The 22551-nt window shown below is 59.7% G+C and carries 22 protein-coding genes and 4 pseudogenes; 4 read left to right on the top strand and 22 right to left on the bottom strand.

The window, feature by feature from the left end:
* Nucleotides 1-22 precede the first annotated feature (22 nt).
* The 11 genes and pseudogenes from ureC to ABIB00_RS29550 form a co-directional block, all read right to left on the bottom strand.
* Entirely contained in the window at nt 23-1726 is a 1704-nt protein-coding gene (gene ureC, locus ABIB00_RS29600) for an urease subunit alpha (protein ID WP_354106786.1), read from the bottom strand.
* A gap of 12 nt (nt 1727-1738) precedes the next feature.
* Nucleotides 1739-2077, bottom strand: coding sequence for an urease subunit beta (locus ABIB00_RS29595; RefSeq protein ID WP_354106785.1), 339 nt, complete (start codon nt 2075-2077; stop codon nt 1739-1741).
* Complete coding sequence (locus tag ABIB00_RS29590; RefSeq protein ID WP_354106784.1) at nt 2074-2649, bottom strand: HupE/UreJ family protein; 576 nt, start codon at nt 2647-2649, stop codon at nt 2074-2076. Before ABIB00_RS29590 ends, ABIB00_RS29595 begins: the two co-directional genes overlap by 4 nt.
* Nucleotides 2650-2658: 9 nt before the next feature.
* Nucleotides 2659-2961: an urease subunit gamma gene (locus tag ABIB00_RS29585; protein ID WP_354106783.1), complete on the bottom strand. Its 303-nt coding sequence runs from the start codon at nt 2959-2961 to the stop codon at nt 2659-2661.
* Between the two features lie 26 nt (nt 2962-2987).
* Nucleotides 2988-3821 (bottom strand): urease accessory protein UreD, encoded by an 834-nt coding sequence (locus tag ABIB00_RS29580; RefSeq protein ID WP_354106782.1) that lies wholly within the window; start codon nt 3819-3821, stop codon nt 2988-2990.
* Between the two features lie 187 nt (nt 3822-4008).
* Complete coding sequence (locus ABIB00_RS29575) at nt 4009-5343, bottom strand: beta-propeller fold lactonase family protein (protein WP_354106781.1); 1335 nt, start codon at nt 5341-5343, stop codon at nt 4009-4011.
* A 2-nt stretch (nt 5344-5345) separates the two neighbouring features.
* Nucleotides 5346-5927, bottom strand: a pseudogene (locus ABIB00_RS29570) (cytochrome P460 family protein).
* Nucleotides 5928-5951: 24 nt separating this feature from the next.
* Nucleotides 5952-6788, bottom strand: a complete 837-nt coding sequence (locus tag ABIB00_RS29565; protein ID WP_354106780.1) for a cytochrome P460 family protein — start codon at nt 6786-6788, stop codon at nt 5952-5954.
* 19 nt (nt 6789-6807) lie between these two features.
* Nucleotides 6808-8126 (bottom strand): annotated as a pseudogene (locus ABIB00_RS29560) (amidase).
* A 311-nt stretch (nt 8127-8437) separates the two neighbouring features.
* Nucleotides 8438-8653, bottom strand: a complete 216-nt coding sequence (locus tag ABIB00_RS29555; RefSeq protein ID WP_354106779.1) for an amidase family protein — start codon at nt 8651-8653, stop codon at nt 8438-8440.
* Nucleotides 8654-8663: 10 nt separating this feature from the next.
* Nucleotides 8664-9952, bottom strand: a pseudogene (locus ABIB00_RS29550) (amidase).
* Nucleotides 9953-10173: 221 nt separating this feature from the next.
* Here ABIB00_RS29550 and ABIB00_RS29545 point away from each other — a divergent pair.
* The 4 genes from ABIB00_RS29545 (at nt 10174) to ABIB00_RS29530 (ending at nt 12273) form a co-directional block, all read left to right on the top strand.
* Nucleotides 10174-10791 (top strand): sulfite oxidase-like oxidoreductase, encoded by a 618-nt coding sequence (locus ABIB00_RS29545; protein WP_354106778.1) that lies wholly within the window; start codon nt 10174-10176, stop codon nt 10789-10791.
* Nucleotides 10778-11539 (top strand): ferredoxin reductase, encoded by a 762-nt coding sequence (locus tag ABIB00_RS29540; RefSeq protein WP_354106777.1) that lies wholly within the window; start codon nt 10778-10780, stop codon nt 11537-11539. The genes ABIB00_RS29545 and ABIB00_RS29540 overlap by 14 nt, the downstream gene beginning before the upstream one ends.
* Before the next feature lie 5 nt (nt 11540-11544).
* The gene (locus tag ABIB00_RS29535) at nt 11545-11811 is read left to right on the top strand and encodes a DUF6510 family protein (RefSeq protein ID WP_354106776.1); all 267 of its coding nucleotides are present in this window, start codon (nt 11545-11547) and stop codon (nt 11809-11811) included.
* A gap of 174 nt (nt 11812-11985) precedes the next feature.
* The gene (locus tag ABIB00_RS29530; protein ID WP_354106775.1) at nt 11986-12273 is read left to right on the top strand and encodes a DUF1330 domain-containing protein; all 288 of its coding nucleotides are present in this window, start codon (nt 11986-11988) and stop codon (nt 12271-12273) included.
* A gap of 75 nt (nt 12274-12348) precedes the next feature.
* On the opposite strand, the gene ABIB00_RS29525 is transcribed toward ABIB00_RS29530, so the two are convergent.
* From ABIB00_RS29525 to ABIB00_RS29475, 11 genes and pseudogenes are all read right to left on the bottom strand, one after another.
* The gene (locus ABIB00_RS29525; RefSeq protein WP_354106774.1) at nt 12349-13749 is read right to left on the bottom strand and encodes a dihydrolipoyl dehydrogenase family protein; all 1401 of its coding nucleotides are present in this window, start codon (nt 13747-13749) and stop codon (nt 12349-12351) included.
* 112 nt (nt 13750-13861) lie between these two features.
* Nucleotides 13862-14632 carry an SDR family oxidoreductase gene (locus ABIB00_RS29520; RefSeq protein WP_354106773.1) on the bottom strand — a complete coding sequence of 257 codons (771 nt, stop codon included), beginning with the start codon at nt 14630-14632 and terminating at the stop codon, nt 13862-13864.
* Between the two features lie 30 nt (nt 14633-14662).
* Complete coding sequence (locus ABIB00_RS29515; RefSeq protein WP_354106772.1) at nt 14663-15640, bottom strand: zinc-binding alcohol dehydrogenase family protein; 978 nt, start codon at nt 15638-15640, stop codon at nt 14663-14665.
* Between the two features lie 35 nt (nt 15641-15675).
* Entirely contained in the window at nt 15676-16545 is an 870-nt protein-coding gene (locus tag ABIB00_RS29510; protein ID WP_354106771.1) for an alpha/beta fold hydrolase, read from the bottom strand.
* A gap of 139 nt (nt 16546-16684) precedes the next feature.
* Nucleotides 16685-17320: a helix-turn-helix transcriptional regulator gene (locus tag ABIB00_RS29505; protein ID WP_354106770.1), complete on the bottom strand. Its 636-nt coding sequence runs from the start codon at nt 17318-17320 to the stop codon at nt 16685-16687.
* 636 nt (nt 17321-17956) lie between these two features.
* Nucleotides 17957-18571, bottom strand: a complete 615-nt coding sequence (locus tag ABIB00_RS29500; RefSeq protein ID WP_354106769.1) for a response regulator transcription factor — start codon at nt 18569-18571, stop codon at nt 17957-17959.
* Nucleotides 18572-18573: 2 nt separating this feature from the next.
* Nucleotides 18574-20313, bottom strand: coding sequence for a GAF domain-containing sensor histidine kinase (locus ABIB00_RS29495; RefSeq protein ID WP_354106768.1), 1740 nt, complete (start codon nt 20311-20313; stop codon nt 18574-18576).
* Nucleotides 20314-20921: 608 nt separating this feature from the next.
* The gene (locus tag ABIB00_RS29490) at nt 20922-21506 is read right to left on the bottom strand and encodes an HWE histidine kinase domain-containing protein (protein ID WP_354106767.1); all 585 of its coding nucleotides are present in this window, start codon (nt 21504-21506) and stop codon (nt 20922-20924) included.
* Nucleotides 21491-21649, bottom strand: a complete 159-nt coding sequence (locus ABIB00_RS29485; protein WP_354106766.1) for a hypothetical protein — start codon at nt 21647-21649, stop codon at nt 21491-21493. Before ABIB00_RS29485 ends, ABIB00_RS29490 begins: the two co-directional genes overlap by 16 nt.
* A 229-nt stretch (nt 21650-21878) precedes the next feature.
* Nucleotides 21879-22354, bottom strand: a pseudogene (locus ABIB00_RS29480) (L-histidine N(alpha)-methyltransferase).
* A complete protein-coding gene (locus tag ABIB00_RS29475) occupies nt 22239-22523 on the bottom strand; it encodes an L-histidine N(alpha)-methyltransferase (protein ID WP_354106837.1) in 285 nt (94 codons plus the stop codon). Before ABIB00_RS29475 ends, ABIB00_RS29480 begins: the two are co-directional and overlap by 116 nt.
* Between the last annotated feature and the right edge of the window lie 28 nt (nt 22524-22551).

Genomic DNA, 22551 nt, shown 5'->3' with positions numbered 1-22551 from the left:
CACCACCACGCAAGAAAAGTCATCAGTACATGAAGTATCGCTGCGCCATTGGAACGACATCCACCGGCGGACAAGTGAGAAGTCGTCCATCTGCCCGCACCTCATAGGTCTCGGGATCGACTTCCATCTGAGGCAACGTGCTATTGAGAATCATGGAATGCTTGCCGATCGATCGCGTGCCCGAGACCGGCAAGAGGCGTTTTTCGAGGCCCAGCTGGATCGTCGTTTCGAGTGAGGCTTGGCTCACGAATGTCACCGAATTTTTGGCAGGAGAGCGGCCAAAAGCACCAAACATCGGCCTGTAATACTCCGGCTGAGGCGTCGGTATCGACGCATTAGGATCGCCCATGATCGCAGCGACGATCATGCCGGACTTCAAAACCATATCAGGCTTGACGCCGAAGAACGCCGGGTCCCAGATGACGATGTCTGCAAGCTTCCCGACCTCGAGCGAGCCAATGTAGCGCGACATTCCCTGCGCGATGGCTGGATTGATGGTATATTTTGCGACGTAGCGCCGAGCCCTGAAATTGTCGTTCTGTCCGGCCTCCTCCGACATCCGGCCGAACTGCTTCTTCATCTTGTCGGCGGTCTGCCACGTACGCGTGATCACCTCGCCGACGCGCCCCATCGCCTGGCTATCCGACGACACGATCGAGAACGCGCCGAGGTCGTGCAGGATGTCCTCGGCGGCAATCGTCTCTTTCCTTATGCGGCTTTCGGCGAAGGCGACGTCCTCTGGGATACGACGGTCGAGATGATGGGTCACCATCAGCATATCCAGTGCTTCGTCGAGCGTGTTCGTCGTGTAGGGACGCGTCGGATTGGTCGAGGCGGGGATGATGTTGCTCTCGCCGCAGACCTTGATGATGTCCGGCGCATGGCCGCCACCCGCCCCTTCGGTGTGGGCGGCGTGGATCGTCCTTCCCCTGAACGCGGCGATCGTGCTCTCGACAAATCCGCCCTCGTTCAGGGAATCGGTGTGGATCATGACCTGCACGTCCATGTCGTCGGCGACGGAAAGGCAGCAGTCAATGGCTGCCGGCGTTGCGCCCCAGTCCTCGTGCAGCTTCAGACCGCATGCCCCGGCTTCGATCTGCTCGACCAGGCCCTCGGGTACGCTCGCATTGCCCTTGCCGAAAATGCCGAAATTCATCGGGAAGGCATCCAGCGCCTCGAGCATCCGATGGATGTGCCACGGCCCCGGGGTACAGGTCGTTGCCGTTGTTCCCGCGGCGGGTCCGGTGCCTCCGCCCATCATGGTTGTCACGCCCGAGAAGAGCGCCTCCTCGATCTGCTGCGGGCATATGAAATGAATGTGGGTATCCATCCCTCCCGCGGTGATGATCTTGCCCTCGCCCGCGATGATTTCCGTCCCCGGCCCGATGATGATCGACACCCCCGGCTGTGTGTCAGGGTTACCCGCCTTGCCGATGGCAAAGATGAGCCCGTCCTTGATCGCAACGTCGGCCTTGACGATTCCCCAATGATCCAGGATCAGTGCATTGGTAATCACCGTATCGACCGCTCCCTGCGCGCGCGTGAGCTGCGATTGTCCCATGCCGTCGCGAATGACCTTGCCGCCGCCGAACTTGACCTCCTCGCCATAGATCGTGAGATCCTTCTCGGGCTCAATGAACAGATCGGTGTCCGCCAGACGCACCTTGTCGTCGACCGTGGGGCCGAACATTTGCGCATAGGCTCTGCGGCTCATCGTGTGTGACATGTCTTCCTCACCTTATTCGATGGAGCCGGACGCATCGGTCCTTGACTCCAGAGGCCCCATCACGCTGCCACTGAAGCCGTAGACGCGCCGCGCTCCGGCAAACGGAATCAATGAGACCTCGCGCGACTGACCTGGCTCAAACCGCACGGCCGTCCCGGCCGGGATGTCGAGGCGGCATCCACGAGCGGTAGATCGATCGAATGTGAGTGCGGCGTTCACTTCGGCGAAGTGATAATGGCTGCCCACCTGGACAGGTCGGTCGCCGGTGTTGGATACGTGAATCGATAGTCCCGTCCTGTCCCTGTTCAGGACGATGTCGCCGTCAGCCGGAATGACCTCCCCAGGAATCATGCGAGGCCTCCGAGCAGCAGCAGCCCAACAAGCCCGGCAGAAACGCCCGCCGCGCGAAGCAAACCTCTTCTGGCCGAGCTTCTTCCCCAAGACCCGATGGCCATGCCGACCAGGAGCAGAGCAGCGGTCGCCGTTGTGAAGCCGATCACGTAAGGCACGAGCATCGAGGCGGCTTCAGTTCCGTGCGCGTGACCATGGAAGAACGCGAACAGGCCGACGGCCGCCGCGCCCAGCATGACGGGCATCCTGAATTCAGACGCAACGAACGCTCCCAGCATCACCACCGAGAAGCTGATCGCCACCTCCACAAAGCCCATCTGAAAGCCCGCGCTTGCCGCGGCGAAGCCGCCCAGCATCGCGATCAGAAAGGTCAGCGGCCACACGGTCCTCGCAGATCCGGCCACGAGCGCGCTCCACGTTCCCACCAACGTGATCGCAATCAGATGATCCGCGCCGCTGAACGGATGGACGAGACCCGCCTCGAACGAACTGCCCGTGCCCGGGACTGGATGAGCAAAAGCCGGCGAGGCAAGCACGCTCAGCATGGCGACGCAGAAAGGCGCGAAACGCATCATCAGCTCCTATCGGATCGGGTTGTGCACCGGGACAAGCTTGGTCCCGTCCGGAAACGTTGCCTCCACCTGGACCTCGCGGATCATTTCCGGGATACCCTCCATGACCTGGTTGCGGCGTAGAAGCCGGGCGCCTTCGGACATCAGATCCGCGACGGATCTCCCGTCGCGAGCGCCTTCCATGATGGCATCCGAAATCAATGCGATGCTTTCGGGATAATTCAGCTTGACACCTCGCGCGAGCCGGCCACGCGCAACGCTCGCGGCGAGGGCTATCATCAGCTTGTCTCGTTCCCGTGGCGTCAGATTCAAGATGCTCCTCCCACTTGGCCGCGCTGCTAACAGGACCACATCTTCGGCACTCCGAAGGGACCCGATCCGAGTTCATGGTTGAGTTGATCGAGGAAGCGGCGCAGACCTCGCCTGAGATCCACGCTTGCAATCGCGGCTACCCGGACCACGATGATCGCGCCCACGATCGTGACGCCGCACGCGCATTCCAGGGAAGCACCGATCTCGCGCAATCTCTCGAGCCGGGCCTCAAGACCCGGACCGAAATAGATCATTGTCGCGATCGCTTTCCAGTTCGAGAGTAGGGCCGTCTTCCGAACCTGCAGGAGCGCATGGTCTGACGCGAGGAAGCCATCTGCCCAAACGAGACGGCCGTCGACCCTGACGCGCCAACTGTCCAGAATGTGCCCGGCAAGAACCTCCTCGCCGCTCTCGATGCGGCCAAGAACCAACCACTCGAGGGCAATCAATTCGGCGCCCGAGCTCACATCGATCTCGGTCTGTCGCGCGATGCGCGCCTGATTGAAGACGATCGTCTCTTGCGGAAGCCACGCAAGCCGGGCGCTTCCCTCAGCCCATAATCGCGTCCGGATTCGGGCAGGCTGATCTAGCGCTCGATAGACCTTCTCCGCGGCCTGCGTGGTCACCGCGACAGACGCATTGCCTTGAGCGCCCACCTCGATCCTGATCTCGTCGCCGCCTGCGACACCGCCCGAGGTATTGATGAGGACGGCCTCCTTGCACCGACGATCATCGACATTCGGGAAGGCAACGGCCATCGGAAACTTCTGATAGACGTCAATGATCTCCGTGCCGTTTGCGGCGCCGGAGAACAGCACGCGAGCTGCCCCGACAGCGCGCTGCAGATCGAATTGTTCCATGGAGCTCTGCCCTTCTCCTGGATGGCCGGGATGAGACGCGGATGTCCCGCGAGAGCGCTCGTGAAGTGCTTCAAACATCCGTCTCGGGGCTCATGATTGACCTTGTGTCTCGCATGTCTGCGAGGGAGAGGCCGGGCGCGGAACGGCAATGCCGACCACGCCCGGACCTCGTGCCGCGAAACCGGGATCAGAAACCCACAAGCCCCTGGGAGCTGTTGTACGGGATCTTGACGCTGCCGATCTCCTTCAGCGAACCGTTCAGCTGGGTGCTGTAGCTGATCAGCTTCGAAGCGTTGCCGTAGATCTGATAGAGATACGCGCCGTCCGGCGAGATCCAGCTATCGCTGGGACCGCTCGTCACGGTTCCGTTCAATGCCCTCGCGGTGCCGTCGCCGGTGACCTTCGGACACGCCGGGTCGCACGCAATCTCCAGGCCGCTACCGTTGATCCGGTAGCTGCTGATGTTGCTGTAGCCGAAGTTCGTCGCGTAGATCGTGCGATCATCGGGCGCGACGGCCAGCCAGCATAGCTCGGACGGCAGGCCCGCGCTGGTGTCGATCTTGACGAGCGGGCCGATCTTGATCGAGCCGTTCTTCTCAATGGTACAGATCGAGCATCCGTCGCCGACGGCATAGCCGATCACGAACGTATTCGGGCGCTGATGCAGGAAGGCAATGTAGAACGGTGAGCCGCCCTTCGCGTCGTAGAATTTGGCCGTGCCGAGCGAGCCGTCCTTTTGCAGGGCGAACGTGGCGAGGCCGTCCGGATCCGGCGCATTCGATGCGATCGAGTGCAGCGCGCCGCCAGCCCGCTGGACCCAGAGAATCGGCGAGCCGTCGGGATAAACGCCGGTGAGCGCGATCGGTTCGTCGAAAGTGGTGCCGACAAGCACGAGGTCCTCGCTGGGCGAGACCACGACCATCGTGGAGACACGGTTCCGCTTGCTGTACGTGTTCACGGTGTATCGCTCGGGCCGCGTCTTGAGCATGCCTTCGGCATCAACCGACATCAGCCGAAGATGATCCGGTCCGAACGAGTGCAACACGAAGAGGGTGCGTGTCGACGGGGCGAAAGCCAGCGATTTAGCCGTGCCACTCCTTCCATCGACCGGGTTGCCGGTCGACTTCACGTCGAGCAGCATCGGACGACCGTCGCTATCCAGGCGGAAGCTCGAAACGGAGTTGTCCCCACCATTGGTCGCGAACAGAAAGCGCCGATCGGATGTAATGATCACGCTTCCCGCGCCCTCAAAGGAGTTGGGCGCGCTGTCCTGGCCGCTGATCGGCTTGAATTCACCGGATCCAGCGCCGCCCGTCTTGATACGCGCGATCTCGACCAGCTTGCCGTCCGCCTGCCGCGTGTAGTGAATAATGGTGTTATCGATCTCATTGGTCTGGATGTAGAGATGGCCAGTCTGCCGTTCCGACATTCCCATCTCACTCGTCGTCGCCTCTTTAGCCATCTCTCGCTCCTTTGATGATTGGCTTTGGTAAATCGAATGACTTTCGGTGCCCTGCACCATTGCTATTGCTTCAACGGAGGGTATCCATCGACGTAAACCCACTCGGATGTCCGCACAGGCACATGGCACGCCTGGCATTGGGCCCTGTAATTCGTCGTCGTCTTTTTTGAGCGATCGCTCGCGTCGAACCAGGACCATCCCCAGCCGTCGCCCCACAGCGCGCTCTCCGGGTGACTGTTCGCAGCGTCCTTCACCATGACGAACTACCCCTTCAAAGCATCGGCGCGGCTGACGGTGCCGGTCGTCATTTCAGAGGTTGCCGCCTTGAACACCTCCTTGACCAGCACCGCACCGTCGGGGAAGCGCTTGTCCCTCCGATAGGCGTCGATCACTCCCGGCGAAGCGTACACGACGTGAAGCTCCTTCGAGCCGTGACTGTCGTCTGCCGCAATCGCCCAGCTTCCGAGGAGCTGATAGGTCGAACGATAATCATCGGGCACATGCAGATGCCCGTCGCGGTCGGCGAGACTCACACCGGTCGAAACACCATCCGTCGCGTTTGCCGGCAGCTGTGACTGCCTAACCGCGGCCGCGATCCCAAGGATCACAACGAAGGCGATACAAGCGGCTTTGAGGATTTTCATGTCGATCTTCCGCCGATTACGCGGTCAGCGCGCGTCCTTGTTGTCCAGCAGCGGATAGAACTGGGTCCAGACCTCATCCTTCTTGGCGTTGGCAATATGGCAGTAGGCGCACTCGTCCTTCGACTTCACCTTGGCCATCGACGCCTTTGGTTCGTGGTGATTGAAGTTGAAGTATCCCCATCCGTTGGTATCGGCGAAGCGCTTGGAGTCCTTGACGGTCACGTCGGCTCCGTTCCACTTGCCCGGAAAGTACCCCCTTCCAGACGCCTCCGTTCGCGAACCGTCGGCGTTCTCCTGCGGCAACGTCAGCTGCAGCTCCTTGAAGAAGATCGTCCCTTCGGGGAATTCGCCGGTCTTCTTGTAGATCGCATACGAGCCCGGCTCGATATAGACGTTGTGGAATTCCGGGAAGTTCGCCTGCCCGCCGTTGAGGGCATTTGGCGTCAGCGGCGAGCCGACATAGACCCACTCATGAAAATCCTTCGGCAGGAGCAATTGCCCGTCTGCAGCGTATTGCGGTAAGTAACGCGCATTGCTCTGAGCGTTGCTGTCCTTGAACGATCCGAAGAACAGGATCGTCGCGACCGCACTGCCCGCGATGACTATCGCTGCTGCCTGACCTCCAACTCGCATAGCTTCCTCCGGCGATTGTGGACCGAGCGCGCGTGGCGTCGGCACGAATGATCTGTCGGAAACTAAGATAGCCAATCGCAGAAGAGCTTGCGCGTCGGCGATTGCCTTCGTTTTTTCTATCTTGATGTATTCCGTCCTGGCCTTGCGATGGCAACGATGTTCGCGCCCAAGGACGAAGCGCGCAGCCCGCCTGGTAGCGCGGCCGTTACGTTGCCGCGCTGAGCTCATTGGATCGAGCGCGTGCTGATTAGATGGCAAGACCTGAAAGCGGGGGTCTTCTCAGGTGATAGTCCGTACTGCTTTCAAATGCTTGTCCGACCCGGAGGATGGTTTCCTCGTCAAATGGCTTACCGATAATCTGAAGACCAATCGGAAGGCCATCAGGCGCGAAGCCGCACGGAATTGAAGCCGCGGGAAAGCCGGCCAGATTGAAGGGAGCGCAAAATCTGGCCGAGACCTCGAAGACCGTCTCCTCTTTCGAGCCGATCCTGCTCATAGTCTCGCCAACCTTCATTGCGGTATTCGGCAAAGTCGGTGTGACCATGACGTCAACGGCTTCCATTGCAGCGCGCAGTGACGATCTCCAATCAAAGCGGACCCGCTGCGCATTGATATAGGTCGTGGCGAGCGTCAGCTCACCTGCCTCAAGCAGGAACCGCACATCGTCCGCGTAAAGGTCGCCTTTCGACCGGAGGCTCTGCTGATGATAGGTCGCGGCCTCCGCCAAGGCGATGGCAAGCCACGAGTCGATGACCGCTTCCATGCTGGGAGCGGTCATCGGGACGATGGCCGCCCCCAGCTTTTCCAGCACATTCACGGCATTGCCGACAGCATGCGCCACTGCCGGCTGGACATCCTCGAAGAAGTAGTTGCCCGGCACGCCGACGCGTATACCTCTGACGTCGCCGTCCAGCGCCTTCGCATAGTCCGGTACGGGTAGGTTCTTGCTGCTGGGATCCTTCGGATCGACCCCGCTCATGACTCCAAGCAAGACCGCGAGATCTCTCACGGTCTTTCCCATCGGGGCGGGATGATCAAGTGACCAACTGACGACAGTAATGCCCGCTTTGCTCACGCGACCAAAGGTCGGCTTGATGCCGGCGACGCCATTCGCTGCGGCCGGCGTGCGGATCGAGCCGCCGCTGTCGCTGCCCACGCCCGCCAGGCACAACCCTGCTGCGAGAGCGGCCGCGGCACCGCCAGTCGAACCCGAGGGAATGTGATCCAGATTCCACGCATTACGGATTGGGGGGCTTCGAAGCCGAAGGCAAATTCATACGTTGTGGTGGTCCCGAGCAACACAGCACCCGCGTCCCTGAGCTTGCGAATGACGGTGCCATCGACTTGAGCTACGTAGTGTTCCCGCACCCGCGAGCCGGAACGGGTTCTGACGCCAGCGATGTCATACAATTCCTTGATCGCGATCGGGATGCCGTGCAGCGGGCCGCGATATTGGCCGTTGCGGATTTCAGCATCGGCCTGCTTCGCAGAAGCCCGCGCCTGGTCTGACAACACTTCGACAAACGCTTTCAGATGAGGATCGACCAGGGAGATGCGCTCCAGCATGTGCTCAGTGAGGTCGATAGGAGAGAGTGACCGGGACAATATCGCTTTCGCTGCCCCCGTAACGTCCAGGCAGCCGATGTCCATGCCTCAACCTCTGTTACCGTGGTCGAACCCAAGCGCAGGCGGCGATCATTGGCAACGTGTCCGCTCTCCGCATGACCGCTGCTCTGATCGAAGCCATCAGCGCGGCGATCCTGGCTCGGTCCGCCTCCGCGATGGAGATTCCCACCGTCGCCGCCAGTTCGTTCACAGTTGCTGGGCTGATCCGATCATCGCTCATTGAAACCTCCGTTGTTCGCAGAAATCGCCGGTCACGCCTCCAAGGGGCGCTCACGGCAAATTCGGTAATTGTCCTGCCATGGCCGAAGCCGCTCAAACGCCGCACTCGCCGCCAGCACGTCGAAGTCGGCATTTCGCCGACCTATGATCTGCATCCCGACCGGAAGCCCCTCGGACAAACCAGCCGGAATCGACGCCGCCGGATGGCCGGTAAAGTTCACGAAATAGGTCAGGCACCATCCGATCAAGGGATCTATGTCAACGCCGTTGATCGCCTTCGGACCGATCGTATTGCCGTCGCCCGCATTTATCGACCGGCGGACATGCGAGAGTCGGCGTGACGAGCAGATCGAACTTATCAAGGACGGTCTGAAACGCGTCGTACACCTCCGACCGGACGGCTTGGTCCCGGAAGAAATCGAGGCCGGACATGCGATTGGTCTTTTCGACCCAGTCCAGGTATTCGGGCGGAAAGTCGGCGCGATGCTGGCCTAGCAAATCGATGCCATCGCGCTTCAAGTTCTCGATCGCCTGCAGGTTCAGAAGCATATACAGGCGAGACCAGACGTCGCTCAGCTCCCGCTGCGAACCGGAGATGCCAAGCTTCACCTCTTCCACGTGGGCGCCTGCTTCCTCGAACGCCTTTAACGCGCGACCGACTGTCTCGGCGACCTTTCCGTCGACCGGAAAGACGTCCAAATTCGGACTATAGGCGATCTTGAGGCCACGGATGGACCGACGGATCGCCGCCGTGAAATCGACGACCGGCTCAGTCAGGCTGAAAGGATCGCGCGGATCATGGCCGGCAAGGACGTTCAACGCGATGGCGGCATCCTCGACCGTTCTGGTGATGGGCCCTTCGAAGAGGAAAGGAGAGTCGGCCGCGCCGAACGCATTGGGGCGCACCAGGAACGGCACACGGCCGAATGAAGCCTTGTAACCATAGACGCCACACCATGCGGAAGGAATGCGTATCGATCCGCCGGCATCCGTGCCTTCTGCAATGGGCAGAAGTCCATCGGCTACTGCCGCGGCACTGCCCCGGAAGAGCCGCCTGTATTCTTGGAAAGATCGAAAGGGTTGCGCGTGGGACCAAACAGGTAATTGTCGCAGGTGCCCCGGAAGCCCATGAGCGAACTGTTGGTCTTGCCGAGGAACACTGCTCCGCCACGCTTCTCCATGCACTCGCAAAACGCACAATAGGCGTTCACGACGTTGTGTCTGAGCGCGCGGATCCCGCCTAAGCTCGCAGGCCAGCCCGGCTTGAAGTCGAACAGATCCTTGAGCGCTGACGGAACGCCATGCAGCGGCCCCAATGGTTCGCCAGCCACCAATGTGCGTTCTGCCTCTTTCGCTCCTGCGCGAGCTCCCTCGAAATCGAGATAGACGAGCGCGTTGAGGCTCGGGTTACGCGCTTCGATGCGCCGAATGAAAGCAGCGACCACTTCAACCGGCGACAGTTCACGTCGACGGATGCGAGCTGCCAATTCCTGGGCAGTGAGGTAAGCAAGTTCGTCCGAATGCAACGTCCGCCTCACGCCCGACATCATTACCTCCTGTCCGAACCGCTCGAGACCAGGCGCATTTAGATATTGAAATGAGCCATCGCTGCGCATCCGCGATTGCTTCGTCTTTCTCAATCTTGATGCATTCGCCGCGCCGACTATCGACAAGCCACGGATCAGGGAGCATGTGCGTACGAGCAGCGTCCAGGGCACGTCGATGCAGACTCGGACTCCTGCGCGTCACCATCCAAGGGCACGCATCCATGGACCAGCATCCCGTTTCCCGCGGCTTCAGATCAAAGCGACAGACGCCCGGAGCGCCCCGGTTGCCACCGGGCCAGTATCTGACGACCGACTTCCCCGTGCTCTCCGCCGGGCCGACACCGGAGATCCGCATCGCCGATTGGAAGATTGCGCTTCAACTTGGCGGCGCGCTACTTGGCAAGTGGTCCTGGGACGAATTCGAAGCACTGCCCCAGACCACGATCGCGACCGACATTCACTGCGTCACGAAATGGACGAAGCTCAACACGGTTTGGCAGGGCGTCACGTTCGACGACCTTCTGAAGGTGGTTGGACTGAGCGAGCCGCCGGACGCTTATGTCACGGCGCACTGTGACGGCGGGTACACCACGAACCTGCCCGTTGCCGACCTGATCGCGGGAAAGGCGATGATTGCGACCCGCTATGAGGGTTTGCCGCTTGCCCCGGCGCATGGAGGCCCTGCGCGGCTTCTCGTTCCTCACCTCTATTTTTGGAAGAGTGCAAAGTGGCTCCGGAGACTGCGCTTCATGCCCAAGGACGAGCCGGGATTCTGGGAGTCGCGTGGCTATCACAACTACGGCGGTCCCTGGAGGGAGCAGCGATATGATGGTGATTGATGCGCCTCCGTTGCGGCACAGGATCGAATGGCAGGTCGGACGCGTGCAGGCCGTCGTGGCCGAGACAAGCCGGGTAAAGAGCATCGTCCTGCAGCCTACCCGCTGGTCCGGGCACTGGCCCGGACAACACGTCGACATACGCCTCACCGCTGGCGACGGCTATCGGGCCGAACGAAGCTACTCGATCGCGTCGCCTCCGGAGGAGGAGCTGATCACTCTCACCGTAGAGCGGATCGAGGGCGGTGAGGTCTCCCCCTATCTGCTCGACGAACTGCGGGCTGGTGACTTTCTCGAATTTCGCGGGCCCATTGGGGGCCATTTCATCTGGAGCCAAACGCTCGGTGGCCCGATTTGCCTAGTCGCAGGAGGAACCGGGATTACACCGTTGATGGCTATGTTGCGCCACCGCAATAGGTCGCGCGACCGCGTACCGGCATCATTAATCTATTCGGCACGTAGCGTGCCTGACGTCGTATATCGAGATGAACTTGATGAAATGTCTCAGAGCGATCAAGACTTGCGTCTGATCTATGCGCTGACCCGCGAGCATCCGGGCGACTGGGAGGGGCATCGAGGACGGGTCGACGAGGCTCTGCTCACAGCAAACATCTTTCCGCGCGAGCAAAAGCCGGCGTTCTTCATTTGCGGCCTCACGGGGTTTGTCGAAAGCATCTCGAGCATGCTCGTGAGGCTCGGCTTCAACCCTCTCGCCATCAAAACCGAGCGTTTTGGACCATCAGGAGGATGATCGCCATGGCCGACAACATCTCCGACCTCATGATTGGCGGTGACCCAGCTACATACCTCCTTCAGGAGGTTTTTGCTTTTGATATCACTCTGACGAAGATCCAGTGTGACGCATGCGATACGGTATCAGGCCTCGGCTCGCTGGTCGTGGAGGGAGGCCCCATGGAGGCACTCGTAAAGTGCGCCAACTGCGAAAACTATCTGATTAGGGCAGCACGAACTCCAAACGGGCGCCTCCTTGAACTGAACGGTGCCCGACACTTGTACTTCTGAACTATAATCCCCTGCTACACGGCAAGACTAACGGCCCGCGAGGCATGGTATCGAACGCCCTACCAGTCGCCAACGAGAAGCAGCTGCTGAGGTGAACCTTCCAGGGCGAAACGAACTCGGAAGGAGCGTCTCCTTGAGATCGACTTCCGACGCAACCGGCTGGAGACAAATGCAATGGCGGCTTATGTCATTTTCGACGTCGAGATTCTTGATCTGAAGCAATATCAGGAATTCATGTCAGCCGTGAAGCCGGCGTTGGAAGCGGCCGGAGCCAGATATCTGGTGCGAGGCGGGATGCACAAGGCTTACGAGGGAGACTGGGGGCCGCGGCGGATCGTGTTGTTGGAATTCCCGACCTTCGCGGCATGGGAACAGTTTTATTACGGCCCAACTTACCAGGGGCTCAAGAGCATCCGGGACGCGTGTAGTTCTGCACGTTTGGTCGGCGTCGAGGGCCTTTGATCACCAGCGCATGAACTGGCGTCCGAGATTTGCTCCTTTCTCAATTCGCGTGATCGGCGCTTCTTTGGTCCTTTGTCACCGAAGAGATCGCTCCGGCAGGCTCCCCAATAGTGGCCCGAGCCCCTCGGCAATCGTGAGGTGCGCAAAGATCGTATCACGAACTCGCATATATGGCAGCTCGGCCAACATTGCTGTCTGCATCACCGCCATCACCTCACCCGCGTCTGCCCCAATCATCGCGAAACCCAGGATTCGATCATCCGTCGCCCCGACGACCACCTTCATGAATCCATCCTTTTCATCGGTCGCTTCCGTCCGCAAGACGTTCGACATCGGCAACTTTCCGATCCGAACGGCCAGGCCGTGGCGCCGCGCTTCCCCCTCGGACAACCCGACGCGTGCGAGCGGCGGATCCGTGAACACCACGTGTGGAACAAGCCGATCGTTCTTGTTTCGGTTTCCCCCAGCCATGTTGTCCCGCACGATCCTGAAGTCATCGACCGAGACATGGGTAAACTGTGGGCTCCCGGCACATTCACCAATGGCCCAGATCCCAGCTGCGGTCGTCTCGAGCCGTTCATTGACCCGGATGAAACCGCTGTGGTCCAGCTCAATGCCGGCATTCTCCAGGCCGATATCGGCCGTGTTTGCGATCCGACCCGCTGCCACCAACAGGTGACTGCCTTCAATCTCACGTCTGTCGCCTTCCTTGTCGACCGTAACGAAGACGGCATCACCGGAGAGACCGCGGACGCTCTTCGGTTGCGCGTTCGATAGAACGTCGATGCCTTCGGCGCTGAGAACCGAACGAATCTCTTCCGAGACATCCGGATCTTCGCGCGCCATGATCTGCGGCCCGGGTTCAATGATCGTGACGCGGCTGCCAAAGCGGCGATACGCTTGCGCCAACTCGATACCGGTGTACCCGCCGCCAAGCACGATTAAGTGCGGAGGCACGTCGTCGAGCTCCAACGCTTCGATGTGCGTCAGCGGGCGCGCGTCGCGCAAGCCCGCAATAGCTGGAATGGCGGCGTGGGAGCCGACGTTGATGACAATCTTCTCAGCGACCATCGAGCGTACGCCGCCGCCATTCAAGTTGGCCTCGATCGTTTTCGGACCGAGAAGGCGACCATTGCCCATAATGAGTTCGACGCCACTGTCCTTGTAGGCACGGAGATGGGAGGCGATCTCACGCTCGACCATGACGTCCTTGCGATGCCGAACATTCGGCATATCAACTCCAAACCCTTTCAATTGACTGCCAAATCTGGCCCCATTCCGGACCAAGTGGGCGACACGCGCGCTCCACAGTTCGTTCTTGGAGGGAAGGCACGCAACGGCTGGACACGAGCCACCGACCCATCGGCGCTCGACGACCGCGACCCTCTTGCCGGATCGGCCAAGATGCCAGGCGAGGAGCTTTCCGCCTTGACCACTACCAAGAATGACGACGTCGAAATGTTCGGAACGAGCCATGCTATGTTCTCCCGATGAGACTGACGGCGAACCATCTGCGGCCGAACGGCATGGCGCATGTAGCCAAGCTTCGTCAGCCCGTCATTCTGGTGCGACCGCCAGCGCGTGTAACTCAGATCGCTTTCACTTCGCCGCCATCCATTCGCAAGGCCGAGCCGGTCATCCAGCGGGCGCCGGGCGATACGAGGAACGCCATTAGTTCAGCAATCTCCTCTGGCTCGCCATAACGCGCGATGCCGGCTTCCCTAGGAAACTTCGTCGTTGCCTCCTCGACCGTCATGTTATGCAAAGGTGCCCAATGCTGAAGATAGGAGCGACGGCGGCCTGTCATCACCGGGCCGGGCAGGACGCTGTTGACCTGGACACCATCGCTGATCCCCTTATCGGAGAACGCCTTTGCCAGAGCGACGATTGCGGCATTGATGGTGCCTACCGCGGCATAGGTCGCCTTGGGGAAGGAGGCCGAGTTTCCGGACATCAACACCACGGCGCCCTTCGCTGGCATGAGCGATGGCCAGGCAGCGATCGTGAGCCGCCGGGCACCATCCAGCTTCAAGGCCAGTCCGGTTTCCCACTGTTCGTCCGTCGTCTCGAACAGATCGGCCTGGGGTACCGCGCCAGCGACATTGAGCAGGGCATCGATCCGGCCGAAGGCCGCCAGGGTCTGATCGACGACAGCTTTCGCCGCGCCGGGCTCGGACAGGTCAGCCTCGATCACTAGAGCCTCTGCGCCGACAGCCCTAACCATCGTTGCGGTGTCCTCCAGATTCAAGCGATTTCGCGCCACGAGGACAAGCGCCGAGAAATCGCGAGCCAGGCGCACCGCGGTCGCGCGGCCGATGCCCTGGCTTGCACCCGTCACGATGGCAACTGATTTTGACATATTGGGTCCCCGGGGCCGTGCTTGTGGTTGTCAGTCGGTAACAACGACCATCTTCCCAACCGCCTCGTTCGCTTCCATGACGCGATGAGCCTCGCGAATCTCGTCGAAGCGAAAGATCCGGGCAGGCTTGACATCCAGCCGCCCGGCCGCAGCATCGGCGGCTATTGCCCCAAGTGGCACGTCGGAGAGAGGAAACCCTGGCGTGCCGAACACGAAGCTGCCGAAGAAGGTCAGATAGACGCCGCTCGCCATCTGCAACAGCGGATTGAAATCGGCAATCGGATCGAGCCCACCCAACCAGCCAGCAAGGCAGGACCGACCGCCCCGGCGGAGCAAGGCGAGTGAGTCGAGCACGACACTGTTGCCAACAAGATCCAGAACTGCATCGACCTGCTTCACCTCGGGGAGATGCTTAGAGAGATCTCGCCGTTCAACTTCGCAACGCGTCGCCCCCAGCTTCTCCAGCATGGCGAAGCGCTCACGCCTGCGAGACGTCGCAACGACCTGCACACCGGCATTGACCGCAAGCTTGAGCGCCGCTTGACCAAATGAGGACGTCGCCCCGCGGATGACGAGAAGCTGGCCTTCCTGAAGCTCGAGATTGCGGAAGAGACAGGTCCATGCCGTCGCAAAGGTCTCGGGTATCGCAGCGAGCTCTGCCCAGGGTAGATCCACATCGATCAGCGCGACGTTCGAGACCGGAGCCTGCGTGTATTCGGCATAGCTTCCATTGATTGTCCGGCCGAGACCGCCCATCAATGCGGCCACCTTGGCGCCTACCGGGAATTCCGCGCCCGGACACGACTCCACCAGACCGACGCATTCGATTCCGCTAATCGGCGCCGCTTCGGGCCATTCGCCCCGGCGCATGTGCATCTCCGCGTGATTGATGCCGAATCCCTTCACTTGGATGACGACGTGACCGAGCAGCGGCTCCGGTTCTGGAACGTCTCGATAGACCAGGCTGTCCAGGCCGCCAAATTTCTCAAGAACGATAGCGCGCATCATACTCCTCCTGGAATCCGCTCCGCGAGTGCATCCGGTCACGCGCCTGATGTTGGCTGGACAAAAAAATCGCGGATCACGGCTGCGATCTCCGCGGCATGGGTCTCGAGTGCGAAATGGCCTGTATCGAGGAAGCGCACCTCCGCATCCGCAATATCGCGCTGGAACGCCCTCGCACCCGCCGGCAGGAAGAACGGATCATTTTGGCCCCAGACAGCCAGAAAGGGTGGCTTGTGTTTCCGGAAGTAAGCCTGGAATTCCGGATACAGAGCGACGTTGGTCTTGTAGTCCGCGAAAAGATCAAGCTGGACTTCGTCGGCACCGGGGCGCGCGAGATAATAGTTATCCAACGTGTATCCATCGGGAGAGATCAGAGAGGCATCAGGTACCCCGTGGGTGTATTGCCAGGCCGTAATCTCCGGCGAAAGGAATGATCGCAGCGCCGACCGGTTCTCCTTCGATGAATCCTTCCAGTAGGCACGGATTGGACTCCAGCCGTCGCTCAGCCCCTCCTCATAGGCGTTACCATTCTGGGAAATGATGGAAGTGACACGCTCGGGATGTCGCAGGGCCATTCGGAAGCCTGTCGGCGCGCCGTAGTCGAAGACGTAGAGCGAGAAGCGAGCAAGTCCGACAACTTCAGTGAAGCGCTCGATCACTTGCGCCAAGGCGGCGAACGTATATGCAAAGGTTCCGCGATCGGGCATGTCGGATTGGCCAAACCCGGGCAAATCGGGCGCCACGACCCGGAAGAGATCCGAGAGGGCGGGAATCAGATCGCGGAACATGTGGCCAGCTGTCGGAAAGCCATGAAGCAGCAGCAGGACAGGCGCGTCAGGCGGGCCGGCCTCCCGATAGAATATCTTCAATCCGTCCACGTCCGCTTTGCGGTATCGAATGCTTGTCATCTACGGTCCCTCGCTGCCCGCCCTTGGACGCCCGTTGCGTCCTGTAAAAACGATGATCTGATCACAGTCGATCCAAGGCGTTCTCACGCAGATATTTCGTGGGGCACGGCGACTCGGTTACAAACTTTTAGATTCTTTTTCATTTGAGCTCCCTGCGATAGTCCGTAGGGGTCCAACCCGTCGCCTTCCGAAAGGCCGAGCTGAAAGAGCTCGTTTGCGCATAGCCGAGACTGAATGCGATGTCCGTAATCGATACCGCGCGATCACCCAGTCGCAACTTGGCGAACTCCATGCGTCGCAACACTTGGTATTGGTAGGCCGGGATTCCGAAAGACTTCTTGAACGCACGGCAAAAGTGGTGAACGCTCAGCCTGGCAAGCTCGGCAAGCTTTAGCAGGCACACCTGTTCTCCCAGATGCTCCTCGACGTACTCGACGACAACACGCCTCTGCCACCCTGCCAGACCTCCACGACTGACCGGTGTCGGCTCGCGAACCAAGTCGTCCGCCCTCGAAAGCTCGTGGGCAAGCACGCCGCAGAGCGCTTCGAGATAGGGTGCGCAATCCGTTTCCCCGCTCTCGATCGCCTTCTTCAGCTTGGAGGCGGTCTCCCAGACCAGCGGATCTTCGAAGTATACCCTCGGCGAAAGCCCGGCCTCGCCGGCATCGGGCTTGTGGAGCGCGACAGGGTCGAAGTAGAGAAAGGTCACTTGCGCGAAGGAGGCAGCCTCATGCCATTCCCAATAAGCGCGTCCAGCCGGGACGAACGTCAGCATATGATCAGAACCTCGCAGCTTCGACCGACAGACGCCGTCTATGAAGGTCTCGCCTCTCTTCCTCGCTCCCTCGTTGTAGAGTGCCAGAAGATGTTTCGATCCCTGGAAGCGAAATTCAGTTCTGTTGCCGACTGGCAGGTGAACACTCTCTGAAAACCACCAACGCCAACCCATCTCAAGGCGCTTCACCGGCTCGGCAGGCGTTATGCTAACTCTTGGATCAAGAGCGACTCTGGGCAGCCTAGACGGTTGCGCCTCTCCCACGGGCCGGATAGGCGAAGCCGAGACTGCGGCTCGCCGGATGCTCTCACTCGGATTTGGTACGTTCATCCCCATCGTCGTCACCTGCTTTGTGCTCCGGATGGCTGCGTTCGCTCATCAGCGAACTTCTGTGCGGAGGCGACGCTTGGTTGCCCGGATGCAGGCGTTAAAGCCGCAAGCTGCAATTGGCGCGTCACCTCTCCGGTCAAGTGCGCTGCCAACATTGGCTATAGGCACCGCACAGGGAGAACATGCTGCTCATCGCCCCTGCGAGCAATCTCACGCTTGTGCGGTTTCGGCCCATACCTAGGTATGGGTACCAGGCAAGGCCGCGCTGAGCTGTTTCAGCACGGTCTGCTTGTCTCTAGCAACGCTTTAGCGTTGGAGTTGAAGAGCTTCCGCCATTCGAACGAGTGTTGCAGCCGTTCTTGCTCCCAGCTTCCGCATGACGCTTCCGCGGTGCATTTTGACTGTCGCTTCGCTGATGGAGAGTTCGTTGGCGACTTGTTTGTTCATCAGACCGGACGCGACCAGCGCCATCACCTGCCGCTCGCGAGCGGTCAGGAGTGCAAACTTCTCCTGCAATTGCGCGATCTGCGCGCTGTCGTCGCGCCGGTCCGTGTCCTTTCGAATCGCGGCAGTTACGGCATCCAGAAGATCCTGATCTCGTATCGGCTTGGTGAGAAAATCGACCGCTCCGAGCTTCATACCCCTTACAGACATGGGAATGTCACCGAAAGCCGTCATCAGAATTACTGGGATTCCGACATGTATTTTTGTCAGATACTCTTGCAACTCCAGACCACTCGTGCCCGGCAATCTGACATCGAGGACCAGACACGCGGGCGTATCCGATAGTTCGACCTTCAGGAAATCCGACGCAGATCCGTACAACGCGACCTTGTAATTCAGGGACTCGAGCAAGTCACCAAGCGACTCGCGAACCGCCCGATCGTCGTCGACGATATGGACAATGCCGGACTGAGGCACGTCTACTGGATTTTCGACGTCCGAACCGCCTGGCGACGCGGGAGAATGAAAGTGAACTTCGCTCCGCACCTCCCGTTTTCTTCCACCCATAGCTGTCCTCCGTGGAGCTTGACTATCTTCCGGCAGATCGACAGTCCCAGACCGAGTCCGGCTCCCTTCGTTGTGTAGAGAGTCTCAAATACCCGCTCCCTGTCGGCCGGATTGATACCCGCACCGGTATCCGCGATTGCGACCAAGATCATATCATCAGCGCTCCTAGAAGAGATGGTCAAAATGCGGTTCCCCTCCCCAACCTCGACCATCGCCTCAATGGCGTTCCGCACAAGGTTGAGAGCGACCTGCTGGATTTGAACTCGGTCCGCTTCGACATGCGGTGATGACCGATCGAAATCCGTACGGATGCAAACACCGGCTCGCTCGATCTCTCTTTTCGACAGAAGAAGGACCTCCGCAACAGCGTTGTTGATATCGAACTCCGCGAAATGAACCTGGGTACCCCTTAACAGGGACCTGACCCCGGTCACGACCTCCGCGGCTCGACGCGCCTGCTTGATAATACGCGTGACCGATTTTTGCGCCTCGGCAGCCTCAGCAGGATCCCTGTCGAGCCACCGCGCGCAAGCTTCCGCGCTTGTGAGTATGCCCGTCAACGGTTGATCGATCTCGTGAATGATCGAGCCAGCGAGTTCGCCAAGCGTGGTCAGACCCGACGCTCGCGCGAGCTCATTCCGCGCATCGGCGAGTGCCTGTTCCGCCGCCTTTCGTTGGGAAATATCCGTGATGATACCTTCCAGCTCCAGATCCCCTGTCGGCCCCTCATCGAATTGTCCCACGGCTACGACATGCAAGGACTTTCCGTCCCGGTGGATGACGCGGTATTCGTGAGTGAATGGCGATTTGGTGCTGATCGCATCACTAAGGGCTCGCTCCAACGCAGGATAATCTTCTGGATGAATCCTACTTCTGAACATCTCGAATGGCACAGGATTTACATCCAGGTCGAGATCCAGAATGCGGTAGCATTCGCGCGAGCCACGTGAGAGCAGAGTCCGCGTATTCCAGCGATAGCTACCCATCCCGCCGATCTGCTGGCCTCTGACCATCCACATGTTGGTCTCGCGCAGCGCCTCGAAGAGCCGCACCGATTCGAATGAGATGGCGGCCTGGGTGGCGAGCATCGATATCACCCAAACACATTGTGGCGTGAAAACATCTTGATCGCCATCGGACTCGAGATAAAGAACGCCAATTGCCCAGTCCTGATGAACCAGCGGCAAGCACAGCTGAGCTATCTTACCGCACGACGGTTTCGTAGGATCAACCAACGCCGATCTCGCAGCTCCGGCGTGTCTCACGACGGTCTCCTTGCGGTCGAGTACCACTTCAGCGAGATCGTTCGGCAGACTGAATTCGGCATTCGGCGGGAAAGAGGCAAGAAAATTCGTTCTCTCGCGAGGGAAGCTCGCATCCGCCTTCGCGAGCAATTCTCGTTGCCCGCTGAGCAAGATCGCTCCGCGAGTCGCCCCAGAGTAGCTTAGCGCCTCCGCAAGAAGGGCTTTGGCCAGTCCCTGATAGCTGATCTCCCTCGAGATGATCTGAAACGCCTTCGCGACCAGCTTTAGTTCTTGTGTGCCGTTTCCACGCCTCATGCGAGAGTTCTCGTAATGACCGTCACGTCCGTGCGTCTCGACGCAGCACACCTCGGCCGCGCATCGAAGCTGTGGCGAGAGCTCGTCGGTCATGGCAACATGTAACCGTACTCGGAAGTGTTGCCAAGCTCGGCTTACAGGGGGGACCGGGTCTGCAGTCGAGAAGTCGTGCGACGCCCGTTCCATTTCGCATTACTTTTTTTGCGAATGCGCGTAACAAAATCGCTGCGAGTTACGAATTTACACGAAAGCTTGGAGGTCGGCATTGTGTCCGCTGGTGGATCGACCGCGATCGGAGTCGTTGCACTTCATCACGCAGAGTATTGAGCGAGGGATAAGAACGACGAGCGACGATTTTCCGCCCTACGTGATCCTGGATGACGCTTATCGGCCTGATCGCCGCAAAGCCATTTCGCCCGCTATGCCCGGGCCGGCCGGGATCCTTTTTGACACACCCGTCCTCGGCGCGAGATCGCAACCACTGACGACGCGGCTGCGGTGCCGAGGCCGATAAGCTGCCCGGTGTATCTGGCAATTTACTCATGGAGTCAGTCCAGATGTTAACTAACAGCACCCGGACCAGTCGTTGCTTGATCCAGATCGACCAAGAGCCGACAGACAACACCATCGGCCGCGAAGTCGAGATCGACCTTTGCACTCGGCAAAGCCCTCTTGATCAATTTTGTCCCAAAACCTCCACGTTACGGCTTTCTCACTCTCGGTCCGCCACGCTCGAGCCACTGGATGGCATGACCTCGGCCTCCGAAACAGGAGGGGCTATCCCAGCTGATTTCGACCGCTCCCCCAATTGACGTCAGCGCACCGTACTTGCTCGCGTTGGTAGCCAATTCGTGAATAATGACGTGCAGGGACAAGGCGATGTGCGGCTCCAGCGCGAGGTCAGGTCCTGCGAACACAATGCGACCGCGGTGAAACATCGCGTGCGGCTTGAGCGTCCTCTCCAGCAGCGCCGCAAGAGAGACCGCCCGTTCGTGTGCCCCCTCGATTATCCGGCAAGCGTCCGACAGGGCGGCGATTCGCGCCGAGAGTGCTGCGCGAAAATCGGAAGGAGCATCGGCATCGGTGTTGTTAACGAAGCAAAGAACGACGCTGAGGAGATTTCGCATTCGATGCTGCAACTCCCTGACAACGAGTTCGAGCGCTTCATCGCGCATCGGAGCCGCACCTTCGTAGCTTTCGTTGTGGAACGAGCAGACTTCAGTGCGCCTCATGTGCGGGACCTTTTGGCTGTCTCCACGCCTGTCAACGATCAGCACCCGCGACATATTTTAAGCTTCTTGTCGAGCTCTGCATCGAGCCCCTGCTGCTTCTGGTTGAAATCGGTAATGCGCCTCTGCAACGTATCCTCGGCAATGGAGTTCGGCATGAATGTGCTGCCGCGCGGCTGCACGTGCACGCTCTCAGCCATGCTCGGCTCCTTCGACGACGGCGCGGAAACTGGATCTGCGAGTGCAGTTAGAGGAATCGCGGCAAAGCTGACGATGAGGGATGAACGGAATTGCATGGTCGCGCCTCAATGCGGTTGGTTGACGTGAATACACGCACAGTATGCCGGACATCTTCGCGCCTTGCTGTTCGTGAATTGCGCTGGTTGAGGCGATATTGTTGCAATGATCCTCTTCTGCCTTCGACGCGACCTATGGTGCCGCTCGCGGCGGCCTCTGCTCCGCGAGAATGACGGAGAAGAGTTCTGCATCATCCGTCCAATCGGCAACGGGATTCCATCCGCCGGCTTGCAGGAGGATAAAGGCGTCTCTTCGCCCGTATTTGAAGCTATTCTCCGTGTGGATGGTCTCCCCGTCATCAGCGAAAAAGTGCGACCGCTAATCTCGAAACGGACGTCTCGAGCGGCTTCCAGATGCATCTCGATGCGCGACTCTACATCGTTCCACCGCGCCACGTGGCGAAATGTACTGAGCGGAATCGATCCACGAAGCTCGCGGTTAATTCGATGCAAGAGATTAGGATTGAAAGCGGCCGTCAGTCCCTGAGTGTCGTCATACGCCGGCAGCAGAATGTCCTGATCCTTGATGCGATCGATATCTATCAGCAGCATCGATCCGGCACCTAACGTCGCCGCCAAGGCTCGTAGTAAATCGACAGCCGCGGGCACTGTCAGATTTCCGATTGTCGAACCGGGAAAGAAGCCAAGGCAGCAAGGTGATAGCCTCAAACAGAGCCGATCCGCGGTGGTCATAAAGCGATCTCGCCGGAATTGCCTTCGATTTGAGACTTAGCCCTTCGAAGACATCATTTCGGAATGCAATCGCCGACTCGGCCATCCCGGATGGGAATTCATTTTGGAGTTGA

The sequence above is a fragment of the Bradyrhizobium sp. LB14.3 genome, assembly GCF_040547985.1.
GTDB lineage: Bacteria > Pseudomonadota > Alphaproteobacteria > Rhizobiales > Xanthobacteraceae > Bradyrhizobium.
Note: the sequence above shows the minus strand (reverse complement) of the source record. Positions and strands in the feature narration are given on the sequence as shown.